Source organism: Brevundimonas sp. AVps31 (assembly GCF_058681355.1).
This window is the reverse complement of record NZ_CM178736.1, coordinates 1,239,198-1,264,627: the sequence shown is the minus strand read 5'-3', so window position 1 is coordinate 1,264,627 and position 25,430 is coordinate 1,239,198. Positions and strand designations below refer to the sequence as shown.

The 25,430-nt window shown below is 70.4% G+C and carries 23 protein-coding genes and 1 riboswitch; of the genes, 17 read left to right on the top strand and 6 right to left on the bottom strand.

Annotation, left to right across the window (positions count from 1 at the left end):
- Positions 1 to 18: 18 nt before the first annotated feature.
- Positions 19 to 2,691: a [protein-PII] uridylyltransferase gene (gene glnD / locus ACW174_RS06065; protein WP_492017244.1), complete on the bottom strand. Its 2,673-nt coding sequence runs from the start codon at positions 2,689 to 2,691 to the stop codon at positions 19 to 21.
- Positions 2,692 to 2,696: 5 nt separating this feature from the next.
- Positions 2,697 to 5,408 carry a DNA mismatch repair protein MutS gene (mutS, locus tag ACW174_RS06060; RefSeq protein WP_492016810.1) on the bottom strand — a complete coding sequence of 904 codons (2,712 nt, stop codon included), beginning with the start codon at positions 5,406 to 5,408 and terminating at the stop codon, positions 2,697 to 2,699.
- Between the two features lie 91 nt (positions 5,409 to 5,499).
- Here mutS and ACW174_RS06055 point away from each other — a divergent pair, with 91 nt between their 5' ends.
- Both ACW174_RS06055 and ACW174_RS06050 read left to right on the top strand, forming a co-directional pair.
- Positions 5,500 to 6,207, top strand: a complete 708-nt coding sequence (locus ACW174_RS06055) for a DUF4328 domain-containing protein (RefSeq protein WP_492016809.1) — start codon at positions 5,500 to 5,502, stop codon at positions 6,205 to 6,207.
- 25 nt (positions 6,208 to 6,232) lie between these two features.
- A riboswitch (cobalamin riboswitch) is annotated at positions 6,233 to 6,429 on the top strand.
- Positions 6,430 to 6,574: 145 nt separating this feature from the next.
- On the top strand, positions 6,575 to 8,395 hold the full coding sequence (locus ACW174_RS06050) for a TonB-dependent receptor plug domain-containing protein (RefSeq protein WP_492016808.1): 1,821 nt from the start codon (positions 6,575 to 6,577) through the stop codon (positions 8,393 to 8,395).
- Here ACW174_RS06050 and ACW174_RS06045 read toward each other — a convergent pair.
- Entirely contained in the window at positions 8,379 to 9,275 is an 897-nt protein-coding gene (locus tag ACW174_RS06045; RefSeq protein ID WP_492016807.1) for an aldo/keto reductase, read from the bottom strand. The two genes, ACW174_RS06050 and ACW174_RS06045, sit on opposite strands and share 17 nt — an antisense overlap.
- Before the next feature lie 376 nt (positions 9,276 to 9,651).
- Here ACW174_RS06045 and ACW174_RS06040 point away from each other — a divergent pair, with 376 nt between their 5' ends.
- From ACW174_RS06040 to ACW174_RS06020, 5 genes are all read left to right on the top strand, one after another.
- The gene (locus ACW174_RS06040) at positions 9,652 to 10,899 is read left to right on the top strand and encodes an argininosuccinate synthase (protein ID WP_492016806.1); all 1,248 of its coding nucleotides are present in this window, start codon (positions 9,652 to 9,654) and stop codon (positions 10,897 to 10,899) included.
- A 94-nt stretch (positions 10,900 to 10,993) separates the two neighbouring features.
- Positions 10,994 to 11,476: a hypothetical protein gene (locus ACW174_RS06035; RefSeq protein ID WP_492016805.1), complete on the top strand. Its 483-nt coding sequence runs from the start codon at positions 10,994 to 10,996 to the stop codon at positions 11,474 to 11,476.
- Between the two features lie 76 nt (positions 11,477 to 11,552).
- Positions 11,553 to 12,146, top strand: a complete 594-nt coding sequence (locus ACW174_RS06030; protein ID WP_492016804.1) for a hypothetical protein — start codon at positions 11,553 to 11,555, stop codon at positions 12,144 to 12,146.
- Positions 12,147 to 12,198: 52 nt separating this feature from the next.
- A complete protein-coding gene (locus tag ACW174_RS06025) occupies positions 12,199 to 12,828 on the top strand; it encodes a LysE family translocator (RefSeq protein WP_492016803.1) in 630 nt (209 codons plus the stop codon).
- An 81-nt stretch (positions 12,829 to 12,909) separates the two neighbouring features.
- Positions 12,910 to 13,467 carry a CC0125/CC1285 family lipoprotein gene (locus tag ACW174_RS06020; protein WP_492016802.1) on the top strand — a complete coding sequence of 186 codons (558 nt, stop codon included), beginning with the start codon at positions 12,910 to 12,912 and terminating at the stop codon, positions 13,465 to 13,467.
- Between the two features lie 54 nt (positions 13,468 to 13,521).
- Here ACW174_RS06020 and ACW174_RS06015 read toward each other — a convergent pair whose 3' ends face one another.
- Positions 13,522 to 14,262 carry a DUF6065 family protein gene (locus ACW174_RS06015; protein ID WP_492016801.1) on the bottom strand — a complete coding sequence of 247 codons (741 nt, stop codon included), beginning with the start codon at positions 14,260 to 14,262 and terminating at the stop codon, positions 13,522 to 13,524.
- A gap of 51 nt (positions 14,263 to 14,313) precedes the next feature.
- Between ACW174_RS06015 and ACW174_RS06010 the strand changes: the two genes are divergently transcribed.
- From ACW174_RS06010 to ACW174_RS05990, 5 genes are all read left to right on the top strand, one after another.
- A complete protein-coding gene (locus ACW174_RS06010) occupies positions 14,314 to 14,847 on the top strand; it encodes a prolyl-tRNA synthetase associated domain-containing protein (RefSeq protein WP_492016800.1) in 534 nt (177 codons plus the stop codon).
- Positions 14,848 to 14,928: 81 nt separating this feature from the next.
- A complete protein-coding gene (purH, locus tag ACW174_RS06005; RefSeq protein WP_492016799.1) occupies positions 14,929 to 16,533 on the top strand; it encodes a bifunctional phosphoribosylaminoimidazolecarboxamide formyltransferase/IMP cyclohydrolase in 1,605 nt (534 codons plus the stop codon).
- Between the two features lie 175 nt (positions 16,534 to 16,708).
- Positions 16,709 to 17,461: a dienelactone hydrolase family protein gene (locus ACW174_RS06000; RefSeq protein ID WP_492016798.1), complete on the top strand. Its 753-nt coding sequence runs from the start codon at positions 16,709 to 16,711 to the stop codon at positions 17,459 to 17,461.
- Positions 17,462 to 17,527: 66 nt separating this feature from the next.
- Positions 17,528 to 17,992, top strand: coding sequence for an Rrf2 family transcriptional regulator (locus ACW174_RS05995; protein WP_492016797.1), 465 nt, complete (start codon positions 17,528 to 17,530; stop codon positions 17,990 to 17,992).
- Entirely contained in the window at positions 17,970 to 18,887 is a 918-nt protein-coding gene (locus ACW174_RS05990) for an NAD(P)/FAD-dependent oxidoreductase (protein ID WP_492016796.1), read from the top strand. Before ACW174_RS05995 ends, ACW174_RS05990 begins: the two co-directional genes overlap by 23 nt.
- A 2-nt stretch (positions 18,888 to 18,889) precedes the next feature.
- On the opposite strand, the gene ACW174_RS05985 is transcribed toward ACW174_RS05990, so the two are convergent.
- Positions 18,890 to 19,357, bottom strand: a complete 468-nt coding sequence (locus tag ACW174_RS05985) for an OsmC family protein (RefSeq protein ID WP_492016795.1) — start codon at positions 19,355 to 19,357, stop codon at positions 18,890 to 18,892.
- Between the two features lie 103 nt (positions 19,358 to 19,460).
- Between ACW174_RS05985 and rpe the strand changes: the two genes are divergently transcribed.
- From rpe to ACW174_RS05960, 5 genes are all read left to right on the top strand, one after another.
- On the top strand, positions 19,461 to 20,120 hold the full coding sequence (gene rpe / locus ACW174_RS05980; RefSeq protein WP_492016794.1) for a ribulose-phosphate 3-epimerase: 660 nt from the start codon (positions 19,461 to 19,463) through the stop codon (positions 20,118 to 20,120).
- Positions 20,117 to 21,922 carry a heparinase II/III family protein gene (locus tag ACW174_RS05975; RefSeq protein WP_492016793.1) on the top strand — a complete coding sequence of 602 codons (1,806 nt, stop codon included), beginning with the start codon at positions 20,117 to 20,119 and terminating at the stop codon, positions 21,920 to 21,922. The genes rpe and ACW174_RS05975 overlap by 4 nt, the downstream gene beginning before the upstream one ends.
- An 80-nt stretch (positions 21,923 to 22,002) precedes the next feature.
- A complete protein-coding gene (trxA, locus tag ACW174_RS05970) occupies positions 22,003 to 22,899 on the top strand; it encodes a thioredoxin (protein ID WP_492016792.1) in 897 nt (298 codons plus the stop codon).
- Positions 22,900 to 22,909: 10 nt separating this feature from the next.
- Positions 22,910 to 23,569 carry an LON peptidase substrate-binding domain-containing protein gene (locus tag ACW174_RS05965; protein ID WP_492016791.1) on the top strand — a complete coding sequence of 220 codons (660 nt, stop codon included), beginning with the start codon at positions 22,910 to 22,912 and terminating at the stop codon, positions 23,567 to 23,569.
- 190 nt (positions 23,570 to 23,759) lie between these two features.
- Entirely contained in the window at positions 23,760 to 23,957 is a 198-nt protein-coding gene (locus ACW174_RS05960) for a Trm112 family protein (protein ID WP_492016790.1), read from the top strand.
- Positions 23,958 to 24,089: 132 nt separating this feature from the next.
- Here ACW174_RS05960 and ACW174_RS05955 read toward each other — a convergent pair whose 3' ends face one another.
- Positions 24,090 to 25,343 (bottom strand): UbiH/UbiF/VisC/COQ6 family ubiquinone biosynthesis hydroxylase, encoded by a 1,254-nt coding sequence (locus ACW174_RS05955; RefSeq protein WP_492016789.1) that lies wholly within the window; start codon positions 25,341 to 25,343, stop codon positions 24,090 to 24,092.
- Between the last annotated feature and the right edge of the window lie 87 nt (positions 25,344 to 25,430).

Here is a 25,430-nt window from a genome sequence, read left to right as displayed (position 1 = left end):
GGTCGGAGTATCCGACGATTAGCGTGGTTCAGGGCGTGACGATACGGGCCGCTTTCGGCCAAATTCGGAGACGTCCCGCAGGCTGGCGCGCACCGGGGCGGAGACCGGGCGACCGTTGGCGTCGCGACGATCCAGCACCGCCTCCAGCTCTTCGCGCAGCCGCTCCAGCGTCGGTCCCGCCTTCGGACGCCCGCCCGTCGCCGCATCGGTCACATAGAAGCTGTCCACCGCCCGTTCGCCGAAGCCCGCGATATGGGCCGACCGGATCGACAGGCCGTGGTCCGCCAGCACCCGCGCCAGCTCGGCCAGCAGGCCGGGACGGTCGGCGCCCGACAGCTCGATCACCGCCGCGTCCGGGCTTTCGTCCAGATCAATCAGGGCGACCGGGCGGACGTCGAAGGCGGCGCGGCGCGGATTGGGCTGGAGCTCGGGCGGACGGGCGCTGCCGCCGCCCCGCGCCGCCGCCTCCAGCGCCGCGACCAGCCGGGTCAGGCGGCGCGGCTCGGCCTGTCCATAGGGCGCGCCCGAGCCGTCCTGAAGTTCGAACACATCCAGCGCAGTGCCGTCCTCGGCGGTGGCGACGCGCGCCCCGACCACGTCCGCCCCGCCCGCCGCCAGCGCCGCCGCCAGATCGGCGAACAGGCCGGGCCGGTCCTTGGCGGCGACGGCCACGCGCGCGGCGGCGGCGGCCGGTTCGCTGCCCTCGTCCCTTTCGCGTCCCACCAGACTGGCCGCCGCCCCGGACGCGCCGGCCCGGGCCACCAGGTCGGGGAAGTCCGCCAACGGGTCGGCGCGGGTCACGTCCTCGCCCCGGAACACGGCCTCGGTGCGCTGGTACAGATCGCGCATCAGCTGGCCCTTCCAGCCGTTCCAGACCCCCGGCCCGACCGCGCGCACATCGGCGACCGTCAGCACCAGCAGGGTCCGCAGCCGCTCGGGATCGCCGACCAGTCCGGCGAAGGCCCGCACCGTCGCCGGATCGGACACATCCCGCTTCTGCGCATAGTCGCTCAGGGCCAGATGGTTGCGGACCAGCCAGACCACGAACTCGGTGCGGCGCGGGTCGATGCCCAGCCGGTCGCAGGCCCGCCGCGCGGCGATCGCGCCGTCTTCCAGCTGTCCCCGATCGCCGCCCTTGCCGACGTCGTGCAGCAGCATGGCCAGCATCAGGGCCTCGAAATCGTCGATCCGGTGGACGATCTCGGTCGCCGTCGGATGGTCGGCCGTCAGCTTGCCGCGCCAGATGTCGTTGATGATGCCGATGGCCTGCAGGGTGTGCTCGTCCACCGTGAAGGCATGGTACATGTTGAACTGGGTCTGGCCGACGATCCGCCCCCACTCGGGCAGGAACCGGCCCAGCAAGCCCGTCTCGTTCATCAGGGTCAGCACCCGATACGGCCTTTGACCGGTCAGGATATCGAGGAAGGCCCGCGTCGCCTCCGCGTCCCGCCGCAGCGACGGCGTGACCAGCGACAGCGCCCGCGTCACCGCCGAGAAGGCGTCCGGGTGCAGGTCCAGATCATGCTCGTCCGCCGTGCGGAACAGGGTCAGCAGCCGGGTCGGATCCGCGGCGAAAACCTCCGGGCCGGTCACCGACAGACGGCCCGCCACCTCGACGAAACCCTCGACGCCCAGATTGCGCTTCCGACCCGGGATCAGGCGCGACAGGCTGAGGGTTCGCTTCTGGTGACGCGCCTCCAGCTTGGCCGACATGGCCCGGGTCAGGGCGCCGACGTCCCGCGCGACCAGGAAGTAGCGGCGCATGAAGCGCTCGACGGCGGGCTCGTCGCCCCGCCCCTGCCAACCCATCCGCCGGGCCACCTCGGGCTGCAGGTCGAAGGTCAGCTTCTCCTCGGCCCGCCCCGCGACCAGATGCAGATGCGCCCGCGTGCGCCACAGGAAGTCGAAGGATTCCGCGAACGTCCGACGCTCGCGCGGCGTCAGCAGCCCGTCCATGACCCGCGCGCCCAGCGGACTGTCGGGCGCCAGCGAGCGGGCGATCCAGAACAGGGTGTTCAGGTCGCGCAGGCCGCCCTTGCCGTCCTTGACGTTGGGCTCGACCCGGTAGCGGACGGCCCCCGTCTTCTGGTGGCGGACATTCCGTTCCTCCAGCTTGGCGGCGATGAAGGGACGCGGATCGGCCTTCAGCACAAAGGCCTGGAACCGGGCGATGAAGTCGTCGGCCAGCGCCGCGTCCCCCGCCAGCGGGCGGGCCTCCAGCAGGGTGGTCCGCACCACCATATCGGTCTTGGCCAGCGCCAGCGACTCGTCCACCGACCGCGCCGCCTGCCCCACCTTCACGCCCAGGTCCCACAGGACATAGAGCATGAACTCGATCACCTGTTCGCTGCGCGGGATCGACTTCCAGGGGCGCAGGAACAGCAGGTCGAGGTCGGAAAACGGCGCCATCACCCCGCGCCCGTATCCACCGACAGCGATCAGGCTCAGACGCTCGGCCTCGGTCGGATTGGGAGCGGGATAAAGGACGTCCGTCGTGAACCGCCACAGGGCGGTCAGCATGTCGTCGGCGGCGTCGGAGTAGAGCCGCGCCACCTCGACGCCGTCGCCCCCCGCCTCCAGCCGGCGCGTCGCCCGGGACCGGCCCGCGTCCCAGCGCTCGCGCAGGATCGCGGCCACGGCCTTGCGCACATCCGACGCCGCGGCGGCGTCGGCCAGCCGCGCGTCCAGCACTTCGGTCAACGGCCTGTCGATCCGGCGGCCAGTCCCTTGAGGCGGTACAGGGCCTCCAGCGCCTCGCGCGGGGTCAGTTCGTCCGGCTCGATCCCCTTCAGCGCATCATCCACCGCCGACGAGCGCACCGGCTCCGGCGCCGACGGCTCATGGACGGCGAACAGCGGCAGGTCGGTCAGGTTGGCGCCGGCGGCCTTGTCGCTTTCCAGTCGGTCCAGCACCTCGCGGGCGCGGGCCACCACGGGCGCCGGCACGCCGGCCAGTTTCGCCACCTGCACGCCATAGGAGCGGTCGGCGGCGCCCGGCGCGGCCTCGTGCAGGAAGACCAGCTCCCCGTTCCATTCCCGGGCCTTCATGGACAGATTGCAGACATGGGCCAGCCGCGTCTCCAGCGCCGCCAGCTCGTGATAGTGGGTGGCGAACAGCGTCCGCGCCCGGTTGCGGTCGTGCAGCGCCTCGGCCGTGGCCCAGGCGATGGCCAGACCGTCATAGGTGGCCGTGCCCCGTCCGATCTCGTCCAGCACCACGAACGAGCGGTCCGTCGCCTGCGTCAGGATGGCGGCGGTCTCGACCATCTCCATCATGAAGGTCGACCGCCCGCGGGCCAGATCGTCCCCCGCGCCGACGCGGCTGAACAGCCGGTCGACCACGCCCAGCCGCATCGCCCTGGCGGGAACGAAGGCCCCGGCCTGGGCCAGCACCACCAGCAGGGCGTTCTGACGCAGGAAGGTCGACTTGCCGGCCATGTTCGGACCGGTGACGATCGACAGCCGCGCACAGCCGGCGCCCGCCCCATCAAGTCGACAGTTGTTCGGCGTATAGGGATCGCCCGCCGCCTTGACCGCCGCCTCGACCACCGGGTGACGCCCCGCCGTGATGTCGAAGCACAGGGTGTCGTCCACCGAGGGTCGCACCGCGCCCACCTCCTCGGCCCATTCCGCCAAGGCGGCATGGGCGTCCAGCTCCGCCAGCGCCTCGGCCACCGCCTGCAGCGGCAGGGACAGCGCCTGCACCGTGCGCCGCCAGACCTCGAAGGCCTCGCCCTCGATGGCCAGGGCGCGGTGCCCGGCCTGGCTGATCTTGGCGTCCAGTTCGGACAGTTCGACCGTCGTGAACCGCACCTGATTGGCCAGGGTCTGGCGATGGATGAAGGGGCTCTCCTCGCTCGGCCGCAGCAGGGGCTCGGCGGCCTTGGCGCTGGTTTCGAGGAAATAGCCCAGCACCGCATTGTGCTTGATCTTGAAGGCCACGCCGGACTCGGCGACGGCGCGCGCCTCCAGATCGGCGACCACCCGGCGGCTGTCGTCGCGCAGGCGACGCGCCTCATCCAGTTCGGGCCGGAACTCGGGGTTCACGAAGCCGCCGTCGCGCGCCAGATGCGGCGGTTCGGCGATCAGGCCGGTGGCCAGATCGGCCAGCAGCCGGCCCAGATCCGGCGACAGGCTCATCCGGTCGATACAGGCGGCGATGCGCGGCGGCGGACCGGTCAGGGGATCGGCTCCGGGCGGGAACAGGCCGACGATCCCCTGCGCGATCGACAGGCCGTTGCGAATGGCGGCCAGATCGCGCGGACCGCCCCGGCCCAGCGCCAGCCTCGACACCGCCCGCGCCACGTCGGACGAGGCCTTCAGCCCGTCGCGCAGATCGCGGCGCAGGTCACGGCGCTCCAGCAGCCATTCGACCGCATCGAGTCCATGGTTGATCGCTATGGGGTCGCGCAGCGGCCGGGCGATCCGCTCGGCCAGCGCCCGCGCCCCGCCCGAGGTCACCGTCCGGTCGATACAGGCCAGCAGCGAGCCCTCGCGCTCGCCCCGCTGCGTGCGGTCGATCTCCAGGCTCAGCCGGGTCGCCGGGTCGATGGCGAGGAAGCCGGTGTCGCCCGACCGGCGCGGCGGGGTCAGGGCCGGGATCTTCCCGGCCTGCGTCGTCTCCAGATAGGCGGCGATCAGGCCGAGGGCCGAAATCTCGGCCTCCTCGAACGCGCCGAAGCCGTCCATCGAGGCCACGCCGTACAGCCGCTCGACCCGCACCCGCGCGCCGACCGGCTCGGCCAGCGCCTGCGGCAGGGCCTGCACCACGCCGCCGGAGCCGTTCAGCGCATCCTTCGTCGCCTCGTCCGAGAACAGCCGGTCCGGAACCAGCACTTCCGACGGCCGGAACGACGCCAGCGTCGCGCCGAGATCGTCCAGCGAACAGGCGACGACATCGACCAGCCCCCCGGCCAGCTCGACCACCGCCACCGCCGCCCGTCCCTTGCGCACCGCCACCGCCGCCAGCCGGTTGGCGCCGCGCGCGTCCAGCAGGCTGTCCTCGGTCAGGGTGCCGGGCGTGACCACCCGCACGACGCCGCGATGCACCACCGCCTTGCCGCCGCGCTTCCTGGCCTCGGCCGGGTCTTCCAGCTGTTCGCAGATCGCCGCCTTGAACCCCTGCCGGATCAGCCGCGCCAGATAGCCGTCCAGCGCGTGCACCGGCACGCCCGCCATCGGGATGTCCTCGCCCTGATGCTTGCCCCGCTTCGTCAGGGTGATGCCCAACGCCGCCGACGCGATCTCCGCGTCCTTGAAGAACAGCTCGTAGAAATCGCCCATCCGGAAGAACAGGATGGCGTCCGGCTGCCCGGCCTTGGCCGTCAGATACTGCGCCATGAACGGCGTCGCGCCCTCGACGGACGGGACGACATCGGCTTGCGGCGGGTGGGCGAGGGGAGCGTTCATGGAAGCGCCGCAAGGTGAAGGAAGCCGCGGGTCGGCTCAAGCGCCTTGCTCAACCCCGCGTTAGAATGCTGAATGGCCCCGGGGGAACGCCATGTCGAAGAAGCACGATCCGAGGCCGAGCGATCGGCTGTGGAAGACCGTCAGGCTCTGGAGCTGGCTCTTTATCGGCAGCACGGTCGCGATCGCCGCGGCGTTCGCCTACCGGCTGGTCCTGCTCCGGCAAATCCCCGGCGACGCGCCGATGGATGAGTTCAGCCTGATCTCGGACTATCTGCCCGGTGCGGAGGCCGAGGTCTGGACCTCTCTGGCGGCCTCGCTCGCCTACCTCGTCTGCTACCTGGTCTGCATCTTCCTGGTGCTGAAATGGTATCTCCGGTCGGTTCGTAATGCCCGCGCCCTGTCGAACGGGATCGAGACATCGCCCGGCTGGGTCGTCTGGTCCTTCATCGTTCCCCTTATCTCGTTGTGGAAACCCTACACGATGACGAGCGAGCTCTGGCGATCCAGTCATGATCCCGAGAGCTGGCGTGGCCGAACCGATCCCGCCCTGCTCAGATACTGGTGGGGCGCCGTCCTTCTGAGCGGTCTCGTCATCAGCGTCAGTTCGGTCATGAGCCGCGCCGCGACGACCGTGGCCCATGTCACGATAAGCGACGGGACCCTGATCGTCGGCTATCTGCTACAGATCGCGGCAGGCCTGCTCTTCATCAAGATCGGCGGCCCGATCAGCCGCAAACAGACCCGGCTGATTTCCGAGGGGAGACTGCGTCCGACGCCCCAGCCCGGCGAATACGCCTGAGCCTTGTCGGACCCTGAACAAACTGCGACAAGCCGCGCCGGCGGTTAAGGGAACACGGTGCGAAACCGTGGCTGTGCCCGCAACTGTAGGCGGTGAGACGGTTGATCATTCCGGGGCCTGACGGCTTCGGCGTCACTGGTTCCTCTTCGGAGGGGCCGGGAAGGCGCGATCCTCCGTTTTTGACCCGCAAGCCAGGAGACCTGGCCGCCGATGTCGCTCGTCGCTGCCCGGGACCAGGCAGAGGCGCGGAGACTCCGTCGTAGCGACCCGATCTTGCGCCGTCCGGACCCACAGGGTCCGGCGGATCGGCTCGCTCATATCGGCTCCTCGCGCGCACTCGCGGAGCCTGAACGGGGGATTCGCTCACATGAAGCGCTCCATTCTTCTGACCACCGCCGCGATGGCGTCCGCCTTCGCCGCACCCGCCTTCGCCCAGGACGCCGCGACGGACCTGGACGAAGTCATCGTCACCGCCACCCGCATCCCGGCCATCGTCGCCGAAACCCCGGGCGCCCGGGTCATCGACAGCGCCGCCATCGAACAGCGCGGCGCCGTCTTCGCCGCCGACATCCTGACCGACGTCCCCGGCCTGTCCGTGACCCGGTCGGGCGCCTTCGGGGGCGTCGCCCAGGTCCGCATGCGCGGCGCCACGCCGGGCAAGACCCTGGTTCTGGTCGACGGCGCGCCCGTCAACGACGCGGCCGAGCCTAACGGCGCCTATGATTTCTCGGGCTTCGACCTGGGCGACATCGAGCGGATCGAGGTCCTGTCCGGCCCGCAATCGTCGCTGTGGGGCTCCGACGCCATCGGCGGCGTGATCGCCTTCACCACGAAGGAGATCGACGGCCTCCGCGCCGAGGCCGAGGCCGGCAGCTTCGACACCCTGCGCGGCCGCGTGGCCGTGGGCGTGGCCAATGAGACCTGGGCGCTGGGCGGCTACGTCTCGCGCTTCACCACCGACGGCATCTCGGCCGCCGACGAGGCCAACGGCAATCCGGAGGCCGACGGCTTCGACAACACCACCGTAGGCGTGCGCGGCCGCTACGCCGTCTCCCCGACGGTGACGCTGGACGGTTCGGCCCGCTGGTCGAAGAGCGAAGCCGACCTCGATAACGGTTTCCCCGTCGCCGACAACGACGACCGCTCGGAATCGGAACAGTGGTCGGGCGTGGTCCGCGCCACCGTCGACGCCCTGGGCCTGGAACACCAGTTCAGCGTCTCGGGCTCGGACATCGAGCGCCAGACCTTCAGCGCCTTCGGCTCGGTCTTCCAGGCTAACCGTCAGGCCTACCGCTGGCAGGCCAACGGCGAGACCGGCGCGGCCACCTACGCCTTCGGCGCCGAGCGTGAGGAAAGCCAGGGCAGCCTGTCGACCGGCGCCGACGTCGATCTGGGGACCAGCTCGGTCTTCGCCACCGGCCGCTACCAGCTCTCGGACGCCCTGAGCGTCACCGGTGGCCTGCGCTACGACAGCACCGATGACTTCGGCGCCGAGACCACGGGCCGGATCTCGGCGGCCTGGGATCTGGGCTACGGTTTCACCCTGTCGGGCGCGTACGGCACCGGCTTCAAGGCGCCGTCGGTCAGTCAGGCCGCGTGCGATTTCTGCTTCGCCGCCATCCCCTTCCCGACCCTGCGTCCGGAAAAGGCCGAGGGCTATGAAGTCGCCATCGGCTGGCGGTCGGCGGACGGCCGCATCGAGGGCCGGGCCACGGCCTACCACCTCGGCGTCGAGGACCAGATCACCTACTTCTTCGATACGGTGACCTTCGACAGCTACTACATCAACGTGGCCGAGACGGCGACGGACGGGGTGGAGCTGGAAGGCCGGGCCCTGCTGGGCGGCGGCTTTGATCTGACGCTGGCCTACGCCTGGACCGACGCACAGGACGAGACCACCGGCGCCCGCCTGCTGCGCGTGCCGGAGCAATCCGGTTCGGCCACCCTCGGCTGGACGGGCGACCGTCTGTCGGGCGCCCTGACGGTGCGGGCGGAAGGCGATCAGGATGACAGCGGCGGCGTGCGCGACGGCTTCGTCACGGCCAACCTGAACGCGGCCTATGCGCTGACGGACAATGTCACCCTGACGGCCCGGGTCGAGAACCTGGCCGACGAGCACTACCAGCAGGTGCTGAACTACGGCGAGCCGGGACGGTCCGGCTATGTCGGGATCAGGCTGCGCTACTGATCCGGGCGCGAGGCCCGGCCGCTACGGCGGCCGGGTGCTCGAGCTGGAGCGACTGCCAGTCCAGCGCGGGCGCCTGGGCGTGGGCGGCGGCCACGACCGCGCGCACCTCGGCGGCCGACGCCGCGCTGGCGACCACGGCCGAGACCTGCGGCAGGCCCAGGGTATAGGCCAGCGTCGCCTGCATCGGATCGACCCGGGCTTCGGCCAGACGGCGACGGATGCGCGACAGCTGCGGCGCGTGATGCGCCATGGCCGGCGGCAGGGCGTCGCCGCTCATGAACATCAGGCCGCCCGCGAACACGGAGGACAGATGGATGTCGGCGCCCAGTTCGGCGATCTCGTCCAGCGCGCCGGAGCGATGCGCCCGCTGATCAAGCAGGTTGCACGGCAGTTGCACCACGTCCGGCTGGAAGCGGCGCGCCAGCAGGGCGGGGCCATCCTCGACGGTGGCGCAGAAGCCGATGCGGCGGAACAGGCCGCGATCCTTCAGCGCCTGCATCCGATCCCACAGGGCGCGCCCTTCGGCCCCCACCAGATCAGACGCCTTCGACGCCAGCAGCGCATCGCCGCGCGGCAGGCCCATACGCTCCAGCGAGCGGCGGGCGCGGGCCTCGACCCGGTCGATGCCCTCTTCGATGGAGACGGTGCGGACCGTGACCTTGAACGGCGTGGGGAAGGGCCAGGCCTGACCCAGCAGACGCTCGCCGTCGCCGTCCGGCCGGGTCGCCACCACCGTCACCCCGGCGTCGGCGGCGGTCTGCAGCAGAAAACGCAGCGCCTCCTCACGCGCGCCGGCGGGCGCGGGGGTGGCGCGTTCAGGCTGGTGCACGACGGCGAGAGCCAGCTTGTCGACCGGAGACGGGGCGCGGTTGGGGATCACGACCCAACCCTTGCGCGCGAAAGCTTAAGACCGCCCTTAGGAGAGATTGACCGAATCTTACCCGTCGAACATCGGTTGGGCCACATTCCGGTCGCATTTCAACGCCTTGCGGCCTCCGCCCGCCCATGTCGCTGCGGTATGACAAGCAGAGAATCCACAGGAGAATTCGGCGGTGAGCGCCCCCGATTCGGACGATCAATTCCGGGGGCGTCCGACAAATCGCGATCCGTCAGATCGCCCTGAGTGGCCCGGAACGCCCGCCCGGGCATGGACGCCGCGGCCTTCGCCCCATTCCCGCCCTTGCATCACAGGGCGTCAGGCCCTTTAAGCGCGCGCAATGAGAACGCCTCCCCGCGTTCGCCGAAGGATCCTGCCCATGTCGTCGTCCTCCGCTCCGAAGAAGTCCGTCAGGAAGGTCGTGCTGGCCTATTCCGGCGGTCTGGACACCTCGATCATCCTGAAGTGGCTGCAGACCGAATATAATGCCGAGGTCATCACCTTCACGGCCGACCTGGGCCAGGGCGAGGAACTGGGGCCGGCGCGCGAGAAGGCCCTGAAGATGGGCATCAAGCCCGAGAACATCTTCATCGACGATCTGCGCGAGGAGTTCGTCCGCGACTTCGTCTTCCCGATGTTCCGCGCCAACACCGTCTATGAGGGCCAGTACCTGCTCGGCACCTCGATCGCGCGCCCCCTGATCGCCAAACGCCAGATCAAGATCGCGAAGATGGTCGGCGCCGACGCCGTCTGTCACGGCGCGACCGGCAAGGGCAATGATCAGGTCCGCTTCGAGCTGGGCTACTATGGTCTGGACCCGGACATCCACGTCATCGCCCCCTGGCGCGAGTGGGAGTTCCGCAGCCGCGAGGCCCTGCTGGACTTCGCCGAGAAGCACCAGATCCCGATCTCCAAGGACAAGCGCGGCGAGGCCCCCTTCTCGGTCGACGCCAACCTGCTGCACTCCTCGTCCGAGGGTAAGGTGCTGGAAGACCCGGCGGTCGAGGCCCCCGAGTTCGTGCACCAGCGCACCATCTCGCCGGAAGACGCGCCGGACACGCCGACCGTCATCACCATCGGCTTCGAAAAGGGCGACGCGGTTTCGATCAATGGCGAGGCCATGAGCCCGGCCACCCTGCTGACCGCCCTCAACCAGTATGGCCACGACAACGGCGTGGGCCGCCTCGACCTGGTCGAAAACCGCTTCGTCGGCATGAAGTCGCGCGGCGTCTACGAGACCCCGGGCGGGACCATCCTGCTGGCCGCCCACCGCGGCATCGAGTCCATCACCCTGGATCGCGGCGCGATGCATCTGAAGGACGAGCTGGCGGTCAAATACGCCCACCTGATCTACAACGGCTTCTGGTTCTCGCCCGAGCGCGAGATGCTGCAGGCCGCCATCGATTATTCCCAGGCCAAGGTCTCGGGCACGGTCCGGGTCAAGCTCTACAAGGGCAATGTCTCGATCATCGGCCGTGAGAGCCCCCAGAGCCTTTATGACCAGGACCTCGTCACCTTCGAGGAGGGCGTTCAGGCCTATGACCACCATGACGCCGAGGGCTTCATCAAGCTGAACGCCCTGCGCCTGCGCGTGCTGGGCAAGCGCGACGCCCGCAACAAGGGCTGAGGCCGAGCCGCAATCGCGGCTCGCCATCGCCGACGAAATCCGCCACGGTGGCCCGCAAGGCCGCCGTGGCTTTTTCGTTTTCGTGAGTGACCCGATGTCCCTGCGTCTCGCCCTCGCCGCCTCCGCCCTGCTGGCGGTCGCAACGCCCGTCTTCGCCCAGCAGGCCCCGGTCGCGCCGCCCGCACCCCCGGCCGCCGCCGCCGCGCCGGCTCCGACGCCCGCGCCGACCCCGGAACAGACCGCGCTCATGACCCGCATGCAGGCCGCCGGCGAAGCGCTGGAAGCGGCCATGGAAGAGCTGGAGCCCCAGGCTGAAGAGATCCGCGACGACGCCGCCCTGAGCGACGCCGACAAGGAAACCCGCATCCGCGCCCTGATCGCCGGGCATCAGCCGGTCATCGATGAATTCACGACCTCGCTTCAGGCCGTCATCATGATGCGCGCCGCCGCCGACGGGACCAGCCCGGAGGAAGCCGCCCAGGGCGCCGCGATGATCGCCGGCATGGTGTCCGGCCAGATCGCCCAGAGCCTGATCACCGGCGAGGATCCGGATGGCGAGACCGGCGCGGGCGAATAAGCCTTACCGCGATTTCACTTGAGATCGACCGGCGTTGGGCGGACCTTCGGGTCTGCCCTTTCCCGGAACCCGTCCCATGATCAAGGCCCTGTCCCTCGCCGCCGCCCTCGCCGTCCTGCCGCTGTCGGCGGCGCTCGCGGCTGATCCGCAAACCGCGCCGGAAGCGTTCTCGACCGCCGCCGAAGCGGCCATCGAAGCCGCCGCCGAACGCTTCGAGGCCCGCATGGAGGCCTTCGGCGAGCGCGCTGACGCGATCGCCGAAGACGCCAGCCTGACCCCGGCCCAGCGCAAGCTGCGCATCGCGGAGATCTGGCTGGATTACGAGCCCGACGTGGCCGCCTTCACCGACACCGTCACCCAGCACGTCGGCGCCATCGCGGGCGCGGCGCTGGCCGAGGTGGATATCGAGGGCATTGTCGCCGAAGCCATGGCCGGCGTCGCCGACTCCGGCGCGCTGCAGGTCGCCGAGGGCGTCGCCACCAACGGCGCCTGGGCCTCCACCGACCCCGAGCATCTGGCCACCTACGGTCTGGTCGCCGACTATGCGGTCGGCGAGGCGCTGGACGCCATCGACGACGCGACCGGCGGCGAGATCAGCATCAATCTGGACGACGAGGTCGAGGTCGATGTTCCCGTGGAAGCTCCGGTCACCGCCCCCTCGGCGACCTGAACCCCATCTGACCGCTTGACCCGCGACAGCGCCGGTCCGACAGGATCGGCGCATGGTCCTGCCCGTCGATCCGCATCTGTACGTGACCTTCCTGGGCGTGATGGCCGTGATGGCCGTCACGCCGGGGCCGGCCAATGTCTTCTCTGTCGCCAACGGGGTTCAGCGCGGCAAGGCCGGCGCCATGGCGGGCGTGGTCGGCATGAACGCCGCCACCCTGGTCTGGTTCGGCGCGGCGGCCCTGGGTCTCGGCGCCCTGGTCATCGCCTTCCCGCAGGTCTTCCGCTTCATCTCCGTCGCCGGGGCGCTGTACGTCGCCTGGCTGGGCTACAAGGCCCTGCGCGGCGCCTTCGCCACCGCGGCCGATCCGGACGCCCCCACCGTCAGAATGGGTCGCAGCGCGATTGTCGACGGCTTCATGGTGCAGATCGCCAACCCCAAGGCCATCCTCTTCTTCACCGCCGTCCTGCCGCCCTTCCTCGATGTGAACCGGCCCGCCGCGCCGCAACTGGCCCTGTTCGCCCTCGCCACCATCGGCATGGACGTGATCAGCATGTCCGCCTACGGTCTGGGGGGAGCGGCGCTGGCCCGGCGTATGTCGGAACCCCGGTTCCGCAAGGGCTTCGCTCTCCTGACCGGCGTTCTGCTGATCGCCGCCGCCGTGCTTATTCTTTCGCGTTTATAAGGACTTGTTGATCCGGGGAACCGGGTTGTTCATGTCCCGTTCAGCCGACAGGGCGCTTTATCGAGCGTCAAGGAGCATCCCATGCAAACCCGTTTCCTCAAGCCTGTACTTCTGGTGACGGCCGCCGCACTCGCACTCTCCGCCTGCGCGTCCGCCACGCCCTATGGCCCCGTCGGTCCGAACACCCGCTACGGCTATTCCGAACAACGCGTCGACGCCGATCGCTATCGCGTGTCCTTCGCCGGCAATTCGGTGACCTCGCGCGAGCAGGTCGAGATGTCGCTGCTGCTGCGCGCCGCCGAACTGACGCTGGAAAGCGGCCACGACTGGTTCGCCACCGTCAACCGCGCCACCGACCGCGACGTCCGCCTGCAGGGCACGCCAGACCCCTTCTATTATGACCGGTACAGCCCGTTCTGGGGTCCCTCGTGGCGCTACTACAACCGTCGCGGCTTCTGGAGCCCGTGGGGCGGCTTCCGCGATCCGTTCGGCCCGGACTTCGACGTCCGCGAGGTCGATCGCTTCGAGGCCACGTCCGAGATCGTCCTCGGCCGCGGCTCCAAGCCCGCCGGCGACCCCAACGCCTTCGACGCCCGTGAGGTCGTCAACAACCTCGGCTCGCGCGTCCCGCGCAGCTGAGGCCTGGCGGCTAGTGGCTGGTAGCCAGCCACTAGCCACTAGCCAGCCACTTCCTTACCCGACCCGGGGACTCTTCAGCCGCCGCTTGTTGGTGTGCGTCGCCGGGGCCGTCCCCAGCGCCTCGGGGATTTCGCCCTTGAAGTAGAACCGCTGCCAGGCCTCCCGCGCCGCGTCCGGGTCGCCCGAGGCCAGCCGGCTGTTGAAGTCGCTGCGCGCCTTCAGCCAGGCCTCATACTGGCCCTTCATGTTCGGGTTGGACTCCATCGTCCGGATCACGGGCTGGAAGGTCTCGACCTTGCGGTGCTCGAACGGGGTGATGAAGCAGAAGGGTTCGCCCTTCTGGAACGTCACCTTGCCCGGCCGGGTGAAAATCCAGTTCATCGTGAAGGGGAAGGGCAGCCAGTCGGTCTCGATCAGGCCGACCAGAGGCTGGATCCCGTCCTTCACATGGTTGGGCGCCCCGCCCGCCAGCATCCCCCAGCCCGGCGGCGTGCGGAACAGATACTGCGGATGCAGGGTCAGCACCCCGCGCGAGAAATGCGAGGTCACGAAATGGTGCAGGTGCGGGTTGGGCCGCTCCGGCGTGATCGTGATGTCGTCCTGCGACGGGCCGCCGTTCCAGTCCGCTGTGAAGGTGAACGGGCACAGGATTTCCCACCCTGTCGTATTGGCCATGCTCAGCGGCAGGCAGCGGTACGGATGCCGCTGGGCGAACACATCCATCCAGTCGCGCGACACCCGGCCCGGAACCAGATCCGGCGGCCGCTGGGTCATCGGATAGCATTCCAGTTCCACAGGCGGTCTCCGGGAGGTAAGCGAAAGCGTCCCCCTCCCTACCGAAGCCCGATGACCGAAGACAAGCCGACCGTGTCCGAACCCCTGTACGACCGCGACCGCCTGCTGGCGTGGATGGCCGATCAGGGCATTGAGCAGACGACGCACGACCACCCGGCCGTCTTCCGCGTCGAGGAAGGGCTGGAGCTCAAGGCGTCCATGCCGGGCGCCCACACCAAGAACCTGTTCCTCAAGGACAAGAAGGGTCGGCTGTGGCTGATCTCGGCCCGGCAGGACACGGTGGTCGATCTCAAGCGCGCCCCGAAGACGATCGGCTCGGACCGCCTGTCCTTCGGCAATGAGGCCCTGCTGTACGAAACCCTCGGCGTCCGCCCCGGCTCGGTCACGGCCCTGGCCCTGATCAACGACCCCGACCAGCGCTTGACCTTCGTCCTCGACAAGGCCCTGTGGGACGCCGACATCGTCAACTTCCACCCCCTGACCAATACGGCGACGACCGCGCTGGCGCAGGACCAGTTCCGCAAGGCCCTGGCGGCCATGGGCCGGGCGCCGGTCACGGTGGTCGACTTTTCGGACCTGATCTGACCTCCAAGGTTCAATCCTTGGCCGGACAGTGCTAGAGCCCCGCGCGTCTCCCCGACCTCATTCCAGATCACGGACGTCGCCATGCCCGCCGCTCCCGACTTTCCCCCCGCGCCGGACCGCGTGGCGCCGAAGCGCGCGCTGATTTCGCTGAGCGACAAGACGGGGCTGGAGGACGCGGCCCGCGCCCTGCACGATCTGGGCGTCGAACTGGTCTCGACCGGCGGCACCCGCGCCGCCATCGCCGGCTTCGGCCTGCCGGTGAAGGATGTGGCCGACCTGACCGGCTTCCCGGAGATGATGGACGGACGGGTCAAGACCCTGCACCCCGTCGTCCACGGCGGCCTGCTGGGCGTCCGCGACCAGCCGTCCCACGCCGCCGCCATGACCGAGCACGGCATCGGCGGCATCGATATCGCCTGGATCGACCTCTATCCGTTCGAGGCCACCGTGGCCTCCGGCGGGGGTTTTGAGGCCGCCGTCGAGAACATCGACATCGGCGGCCCGGCCATGATCCGCTCGGCGTCGAAGAACCACGGCTACGTCGCCGTCTGCGTCGACAAGGATGCGGTGGATCAGGTGCTGGAGGCCCTCAACGCCGACGGCGCCACGACCCTGGAGCTGCGCAAGCGCCTCGCCGCCCGCGCCTTCGCCCGCACCGCCGCCTATGACGCCGCCGTCAGCGGCTGGTTCGCCGGCCAGGTCGAGGACGCCGCCCCGGCCCGCAAATCCATCGCCGGTTCGCTGGCCCAGACCCTGCGCTACGGCGAGAACCCGCACCAGACGGGCGCCTTCTACCGCACCGGAGAGGCGCGCCCCGGCGTCGCCTACGCCACCCAGATCCAGGGCAAGGAGCTGGGCTACAACAATATCGCCGACGCCGACGCCGCCTATGAACTGGTCGCCGAGTTCGAACAGCCGGCCGTGGTCATCGTCAAACACGCCAACCCCTGCGGCGTGGCGGTCGGCAAGGACCTCTCGGACGCCTATGCCCGCGCGCTGGAATGCGACGCCGTCTCGGCCTTCGGCGGCGTCATCGCCGTCAACCGCCCGCTGAACGGCGACGACGCCCGCGCCATCACCGGCATCTTCACCGAGGTCGTCATCGCCCCCGGCGCCGACGACGAGGCCAAGGAGGTCTTCGCCGCCAAGAAGAACCTGCGGCTGCTGATCACCGACGGCCTGCCCGACCCGCACGGTCCGGGCGAGGTGTTCCGCAGCGTGGCCGGCGGCTTCCTGGTGCAGTCGCGTGATCGCTCGCTGATCAAGCCTTCGGACCTGAAGATCGTGACGAAGCGCCAACCGACGCCGACCGAGATCCAGGACATGCTGTTCGCCTTCACCGTGGCCAAACACGTCAAGTCCAACGCCATCGTCTATGCGAAGGACGGCCAGACCGCCGGCATCGGCGCCGGCCAGATGAACCGCCGCGACAGCGCCCGCATCGCCGCCATCCGCGCCAGGGAGGCGGGCGAGGCCAAGGGTCTGACCACCTCGCTGGCCGAGGGTTCGGCCTGCGCCTCGGAAGCCTTCTTCCCCTTCGCCGACGGCCTGCTGGAAGCGGTCGCGGCGGGCGCCACGGCGGTGATCCAGCCCGGCGGCTCGATGCGCGACGCCGAGGTCATAGCCGCCGCCGACGAGAAGAACATCGCCATGGCCTTCACCGGCGTGCGGGTGTTCCGGCACTGACAGCCGCGCCGTCTGCAGGCGGCAGGGCGCCGGCAAGTGATTGGTGGTTGGTGATTGGAGAGTGGCTGCCGAACGGCCCGCATCAGGACGACACCCGTCGGTGGCGGCATCGAACCACTCATCACCAACCACTAATCACTGGCTGGGCTGCGGCCCTTCCCGCTAAGCTCCGTCCATGGACACCCTCGCCGCCCGCTGGACTCTGCTCGAACGCGGCCTGACGGTCGTCGGGCCCGACGACGATCGCCCGCGCCCGGCGGTGATCCTGTTCCACGGCTGTGGCGGCCTTCGGGATTATATGGGCCACTATGCGGAGGCCGCGACGGCGGTCGGCTGGCGGGCCTTCATCGTCGATTCCTGGGGGGCGAGGGGCTGGAGCCGCCGTCGCGCCCTGATGACCGTCTGCACCGGCCTGACCATGCACGGCGACCGGCGCGCGGGCGACGTGCTGGCCGCGCTGAACGGCGTGTCCCGCAGGCGGGACGTCGATGCGGACAAGATCGTCCTCGCCGGCTGGAGCCATGGCGGCTGGGGGATCATGGAGGCGATGAGCGCGCCACGCGGGCCCGGCGCGCTGGGCGTCGCCGACCCCGGCGCGGTGTCCCTGAAGGGGGTGATCGGGGCCTATCTGGCCTATCCCTATATCGGCCTCGGCGCGAACAACCGGATGCGGCCGTGGACCCACTGTCCGAAGACCCTGGCCGTCATCTCGAGGGGCGATCACCTGACCACCGTCCGCAACGCCGAACGGGTGCACGCCATGGTCCGCAACTGCGGCGCCGAGGTCGAAACCTGGATCGCCGAGGGCACCCACGCCTTTGACGAGCCCGGCGCCTCGACGCCGATGCGCTACCACCCGGAGCTGGCCAGCGAGGCCCTGCGCCGCTTCGCCGCCCTGCTGGAAGACGTGGCGGCCGCGCCCGTCTGACCCCGTGACCCGAATCTTTTCGGCCCGCCCTTGACGCCCGACCCCTTACGTAACAATTGAAGTTACATGAAAAGGGATTCCAGACTGTCCGGCGTTCTCCACGCCCTCCTCCACATGGGCGAGGCGGCGGCGCCGATGACCTCGGACCAGCTGGCGGTCTGCCTGCACACCAATCCGGTTGTCGTCCGCCGCACCATGGCGGGGCTGCGCGAGGCGGGGCTGGTCACCTCCGAACGCGGCCATGGCGGCGGCTGGCGGCTGGCCCGCCCCTTGTCCGGCATCACGCTGAGGGCGGTGCATGCCGCGCTGGGCGAACCCGCCCTCACCCCCGAACGCCCGCCGGTCGAAAGTCCCGGCTGTCTGGTCGAGGCGGCTGTCAACCGCTCGCTGGAAGCCGCCTACGCCGAGGCTCGCGCCCTGATCGAGGCCCGCCTGACCCACATCACCCTGGCCGATCTGGCGGCGGACTTCGCCGACCGGAGGGCCGAGTTCAAAGCCGGAGGCCGCAATGGACCTGACCATGCCGCATGACGCCATCATCATCGGCGGCTCCTACGCCGGCCTGAACGCCGCGATGCAGTTGGCCCGCGCCCGCCGGCGCGTGCTGGTCATCGACGACAATCGTCCGCGCAACCGCTTCGCCGCCCGCGCCCATGGCGTCATGGGCCGCGACGGCGTGCCGGGCTCCGAGATCGCCGCCGAGGCCCGGGCCCAGGTCGCCGCCTATCCGACGGCCGCCTTCCGGCGCGGCGAGGTGGTGGACGCCCGACAGGGCGCCTGCGGTTTCGAGGTCGATCTGGCCGACGGGGGCCGGGTCACGGGACGCCGACTGATGCTGGCGTCAGGCGTGCAGGACATCCTGCCGGAGCTTTCCGGCGTGAAGGAACGCTGGGGCCAGACCGTCCTGCACTGCCCCTATTGTCATGGCTACGAGATCGGCGGCGGCCCCATCGGCGTGCTGGGCGCCGGTCCCATGTCCGTCCATCAGGCGGTGATGGTCGCCGAATGGGGCCAGGTCGTCCTCTTCCTCGACGGCAAGCTGGAGCCGGACGCCGATCAGGCGCGGATGCTGGCGAGGCGGGGCGTCATCGTGGAGGCCACGCCCGTGACCGCCCTGGAGGGCCAGGGCGCCGCGCTGGACGGCGCCCGACTGGCGGACGGACGGCTTATCCCGCTGAAGGCGGTCTTCGTCGGCCCGCGCCTGCGGCTGAACGGAGACCTGGCCCAGACCCTCGGCTGCGAGATCGAGGACACCCTCCTCGGCCAGATGATCCGCACCGACGACCTGAAACAGACCACCGTCCCCGGGGTCTTCGCCGCCGGAGACGCCGCCCGCATGATGTCGAACGTCACCCTGGCGGCCGCCGACGGCGTCATGGCCGGCATCGGCCTGCACCGCTCGCTGATCGAGGAAGACGCCGCCTGACGCTAACCCTGGCGCGGCTCCACCGTCACCGTCCCGCGCAGCGAGTTGGCGACGTAGCAGTGGTCGTGCGCGCGGTGGTGCAGGTCGGCGAGCGCCGCCGCATCAGGCCGGGCCTCGCCCGAGAAGGTCACAGCGGGCCTCAGGGTGATGGCCGTGATCGCGACCTTGCCCCGCTCGTCCCGGCCCATCACCGCCACGGCCTCGTCCCGGTAGCGATCCACCACGAACCCGGCCTTGGCCGCATAGGCCAGGAAGAACAGCATGTGGCAGCTGGACGCCGCGGCGACCACGGCCTCCTCGGGGTCGACGGCGGTCGGGTCGGACATCGGGACCGGCACGCTGCCGGGCGCCGAGGACCCGCGCACCACCGCCCCGCCGTCGAACCGCCAGTCGTGGGCGCGGCTGTAGCGGTTGTCGAGAAAGGGCTGGTCGCCCCGGGCCCAGTCGATGGTCGCGACATATTCACTCATGACGGCCTCCCCGCCGGATGATGACGACACCGTGTAGCACGGTTCGGCGCGCGAACCGGGCGTCCGGCTTGCCCGCGCGGGCGACCCGCCTTATCCGGGGGACATGGCCGCCCCCCTGATCTGTCCCTCCATCCTCGCCAGCGACTTCTCGAAACTGGGCGAGGAGGTCCGCGCGCTCGACGCCGCGGGCGCCGACTGGATCCATGTCGACGTGATGGACGGGCATTTCGTGCCCAACATCACCCTCGGCCCCGACATCGTGAAGGCCATCCGGCCGCACACGTCGCTGCCGTTCGACGTGCACCTGATGGTCGCGCCGGTCGATCCGTGGCTGGAGGCCTATCGCGAGGCGGGCGCCGACATCCTGACCGTCCACCCCGAGAGCGGCCCCCACCTGCACCGCACCCTGGGCCGCATCCGCCAGCTGGGCGCGAAGGCGGGCGTGGTGCTGAACCCCGGCACCCCCCTGGGCGTGCTGGAAGAGGTTGTGGAGCTGGTGGATCTGGTGCTGCTCATGTCGGTCAATCCGGGCTTCGGCGGGCAGTCCTTCATCCCGACCTCCCTGCGCAAGATCGAGAAGGCACGCGCCCTGCTGGACGCCGCCGGATCGAAGGCCCACCTGCAGGTCGACGGCGGAGTGACCGGCGCCAACGCCGCCGCCTGCGTCGCCGCCGGGGCGGACGCCCTCGTGGCCGGCTCCTTCGTCTTCAAGGGCGGCCCTGACGCCTATGCCGCCAATATCCAGGCCCTGAAAACCGCGTGAATTCGTTCGGTCCCTTCGCGAAGCCCCAGGGCGACGGCCCCGCGCCCGGCGAGATCCCGGGCCTGCGCGGCGCCCCCGTCCGCACCCCGGTTCGCGCCACCGGCGCCGCCACCGGCCCGGCCCTGTGGCCGGCCATCGCCGGGCATCTGCTGACCCGCCAGCTGTGGATCGAGGCCTATGGCCTGCCCGGCTACGCCCTGACGCTGAAGGGCCGCAAGGCGCTGGCCTTCGCCGCCACGCCGCGCGACTTCCGCCCCGTCGATCCGACCGTGGGCAAGGGCATCCTGGGCGGTCGCTTCGTGCTGGCCGGATCCAGTCTGGAGGTCTCCGCCCCCGAGGATCCGTTCAATCGGCCCAGCCCGACCCGCGCCTTCGCCGTGGACCTGCACGCCTTCACCTGGCTGCCGTCGCTGATGGCCCAGAACGAGCGTGGGGCCCGCGAGGCCCTGCGCCTGACCCTGATCTGGGCCGCCGTCTTCGTGCGCTGGTCGCCCTTCGCCTGGGATCCCGACATCCTCGCCCGCCGGGCCGTCAACCTGGCCGGCGCCGCGCGTCGCATGGCCCAGGTCGCCACCGAGGCCGAGCGCGCGAAACTGGCCGACATCCTGGGGCGTCAGGGCCGCCAGCTGCTGCGCCCGCCCGGCGGCGTCGCCACCCGGTCCGAGCGCCTGACCGCCGCCGCCCTCATCGGCTGCGTCCTGGCCGGACCGCCCGGCGTCGCGATCCGGCGCAAGGCCCTGGGTCGCCTCTCCGGCGCCCTGGCCCGCAGCGTCGGGCCCGACGGCGGCCACGCCTCGCGCAGCCCCGAGGCCGGGCTGGAGCTGCTGCTCGACCTGCTGACCCTCGAGGACGGCCTGAGCCAGCTGTCGGAGCCCGTTCCGGAGGCCGTCGCCGGGGCCATCGCCCGCCTGCGCGCGGCCCTGCACCTGCAGACCCTGCCCGACGGCCGGCTGGCGACCCTGCAGGGCGGCGGCCCCTCCACCGCGGCCCGGATCGAGGCCGCGCGGGGCACGGAGCCCGTGGCGCATGAGAGCGTCGGCGCGGTCGCGGGCGCCACCCGCATCCGCAGCCCCCTGCTGACCGTCTTCGCCGACACCGCCCCGCCCGCCCGCGGCCCGTGGTCGCAGACGGCCTGCGCCCAGCCCCTGTCGCTCGAGATCGTCTGCGGCAAGGACCGGCTGATCACCGGCTGCGGCTGGACGCCCCGCGCCGCCGACCGGCAGGGCCTGCGCCTGACCCCGGGCCATTCGACCCTGACCCTGGGCGAGACCTCGACCGCCGAACCCCTGGGCGGCTGGAAGAGCGGCCTGCTCGGCCCCCGCCTCGTCGGCCGCCCCCTGCATGTCGAGGCCAACCAGCGCGACGGCGAGGGCGCGGTCTGGCTGGAGATCGAGCACGACGGCTGGGTCCACGATTTCGGCCTGCTGCACCAGCGCCGCCTCTATCTGGATCAGCGCCTCGACGAACTGCGCGCCGAGGAACGGCTGCACCCCGCGCCGGGCCAGAAGGAGGTCGTCCGCGCCATCGCCGCCCCCTATGCCGTCCGCTTCCAGCTGGAGCCCGGCGTCCAGGCCTCGCTGGCCCGCGATCGCCGCTCCATCCTGCTGCGGGGCCATTCAGGCCGCGGCTGGTGGTTCCGCACCGACGGCCCGGACGTGGCCATCGAACCCTCGGTCCATGTCGACGAGGGCCTGACCCGGCGCTCGCTGCAGATCGTCGTGCGCGGTTCGGCCCGCACCGACTCGGAGACCAAGATCCGCTGGAAGCTGAGCCCGGCGGGCGCGGGCAATGACCCGGCCTGAGCCTCACCCCTTGAGGCGGGGCGCTCGCGGGACCATCTGACGGCTTGATGCGTTACGATTGATCGAAGACCAGGACCGACATGACCTTCGCCGACCCGACCGACCGACCTGACGACCTGATCAAGGAAGGCTCCGACGCCGGCTTCATGGCCGACGTGGTCGAGGCCTCGAAGACCCAGCCCGTGCTGGTGGACTTCTGGGCGACCTGGTGCGGGCCGTGCCGCACCCTGACGCCGATGATTGAAAAGGCCGTCCGCGCCGCCGGCGGGGCGGTCAAACTGGTCAAGATCGACGTCGACAAGAACCCGGCCTATGCGGGCCAGCTCCGCGTCCAGTCGATCCCCACCGTCTACGCCTTCGTCAACGGCCAGCCGGTCGACGGCTTCCAGGGCGCGGTGCCCGAGAGCCAGATCAAGGCCTTCATCGAAAAGCTGACCGGCGGCGAGAGCGGCAACTCCGACATCGACCAGCTGCTGTCGCTGGGCGAGGAATCCCTGTCGCTGAACGACCTCGGCGGCGCCGCCCAGGCCTTCGCCCAGGTGCTGACCCTCGACCCGGGCCATGAAAAGGGCATCGCCGGCATGGCGCGCGTCTACCTGGCCGACGGCGACGTCGATCAGGCGCGCCAGACCATCGCCATGGCCCCGCAGGACTCCCGCGACCCCGCCGTCCAGTCGATCCGCGCCCAGCTGTCCCTCGCCGCCGCCGCCCCGACCGGCGCCGCGACCGAGCTGGAAGCGAAAGTGGCCGGCGATCCGAATGACCACCAGGCCCGCTTCGACCTCGCCCAGGCCCAGGCCTCGGCGGGCGACTTCAAGGGCGCCGTCGACAATCTGCTGAAGATCGTCACCGCCGACCGGGAATGGAACGAGCAGGCCGCCCGCAAGCAGCTGCTGACCGTGTTCGAGGCCGCCGGCGCCACGTCCGAGGTGGCGCGCGACGGCCGCCGTCGCCTGTCCTCGCTGTTGTTCGCGTAAAGGAGAGCCCGTGGCTCAGGGTTACATCAGGGCCGCCGACCTGCCGCAGGTCATTCCCGTCTTCCCCCTGTCCGGGGTGATGGTGCTGCCGCGCGGCCAGTTGCCGCTCAACATCTTCGAGCCGCGCTATCTGAACATGATCGACGACGCCATGGCGGGCGACCGGATCATCGGCATGGTCCAGCCCACGGGCGGCGATCCCGAACTGCCCGGCCTGTCGCCGGTCGGCTGCGCGGGCCGGATCACCAGCTTCAACGAGACCTCCGACGGCCGCTATCTGATCACCCTGACCGGCGTCTCCCGCTATCGCATCCTGACCGAACTGCCGGTGCAAAGTCCCTACCGTCAGGTGCGCGCCGACTTCGCCCCGTGGGAGGCCGACCTGACCGCCCCGCCCGCCGGCGAGGGCGCCCTGGATCGCGAGGGCCTGCTGGATGCGCTGAAGGCCTATCTGGAGACGCGCGGCCTGGACATCGACTGGGACACGGCTGAAACCGCCCCGCCCGAGGCCCTGATCAACAGCCTGTCCATGGCCCTGCCGTTCGAACCGCCGGAAAAGCAGGCCCTGCTGGAAGCCCTGAGCCTCGACGACCGCGCCGACGTCCTCACCGCCCTGATGCGCATCGGCGCCGCCGGCGACAGCGAAGGCGAAATGCCGCCGATGCAGTGAGGCGAGGCCACAGGGAAGAGGCAGCAGGCAGCAGATGACCTGCGACTGTTTCCCGACTCGGCGCGCCCCCATCGACGCGCTACAGTCCTGCTGCCTGCTGCCTGCTGCCTGCTGCCTGCTGCCTGCCGCCTACCGCCTACCGCCTACCGCCTACCGCCTACCGCCTACCGCCCCCAGCCCCACGGCCCCGATGACCAGCGACGCTTTCAACACCCCCAACACCGTCGACCCCCGTCTCCTCGAGACGCTGGTCTGCCCGGTCACGCGCGGCAAGCTGACCTATGACCGCGAGGCGCAGGAACTGGTCTCGGCGGGCGCCAAGCTGGCCTTCCCGATCCGCGACGGCGTGCCGATCATGCTGCCGGAAGAAGCGCGCCAGCTGGGCTGAGAGACCGGCCAAGAGGTGATTGGTGACTGGTGACTGGTGGGTAGCGCCTGAACCGCCGCCCGACGACATCGGATAGGGGCGACACCGCGCCACCAATCACCAATCACCAATCACCAATCACCAATCACCCTCTCAAACCGCCTCGCCCCGCAACAGCTTCGGCAGGTCCCCCGTCGCGCCGCCCGCCTCGTGCATGAAGGCCTTGCGCAGGGGCGGGATGCGGTTGACCGCCGCCATGCCCAGATCACGCGCCAGCCGGACCGGGGCGATGTCGTTGGAGAACAGCCGCACGAAGGCGTCGAAGCCGACCGTCAGGGCCGCATTGTCGAACCGTCGCCAGCGCGCGTAGCGGTCCAGCACGATCTCCGAACCGATGTCCTCCCCGGTTCGCATCGCCTCGATGACCACCTCGGCCAGGGCGGCGGCGTCCTTCAGCCCCATGTTCAGCCCCTGCCCCGCCACCGGATGCACCCCGTGGGCCGCGTCGCCGATCAGGGCGATGCGCGGCGCCGTCAGATTCTCCGCCAGTTGCAGCGACAGCGGATAGACGAACCGGGGTCCCACCACCGTGACGTCTTCCAGGAACTCACCGAACCGCCGCATCAAATGTGACTGGAAGGCCGCGTCCGACGCGGTCCGAAGGGCTTCGGCGCGGCGAGTCGTCTCGGTCCAGACCAGGCTGGCGCGCTGTTCGGTCAGGGGCAGGATGGCGAACGGCCCGCCGGGCAGGAAATACTCATGGGCCACATTGCCGTGGTCCCGGCCAAGGGACACGGTCGCGACCACTCCGCTCTGGCCATAGCCCCAGCCGACCGTGTCGATCCCGGCGGCTTTCCGCACCGGCGACTGACGGCCTTCGGCCCCGACCACCAGCGGCGCCTCCAGAACCGAGCCGTCGGTCAGGGTCAGGGTCGTCCGGCCCGGCCCGACATCGATCGAGGCCGCCTTCGCCGGCGCCCGGACTTCGATGCCGGCGGCGAGCACGGCCTCGGCCAAGGCCGTGCGGATGCGGCGGTTCTCGACCATATAGCCCAGCGGCTCGCCTTCGGTGCGGTCGGCGATCTCGTCGGCGTCGAAGCGCAGGAAGGCCGAAGACGGTCGGGGGCTGGCCGCGCCGGGACGCTTTCCGTCCGTGACCAGGATCCGGTCCATCCGGCAGGCATGCGGCCGCATCGCCGCCCCGGCGCCGAGGGCGTCGAACATGCGGAAGGTGGCGAAGGCGATGGCGGTCGAGCGCCCGTCGTAGGTCGGCGCCAGCTGGGCGTCGAACGGCTGCGGATCGATCAGCACCACCTTCAGCCCGCCCTGCGCGGCGGCCAGTGCGAACGTCGCGCCGGCCATCCCGGCCCCGGCGATGATGATGTCGTAGCGATCCGGCGTGCTCATGGCCGCGTTTGTCGCGCCGCGCGGCTCCGGCGTCCAGTGTCTCAACGTCGCGCAGGCGGGCCTGAAAGTGATGAGTGGATAGGGGTT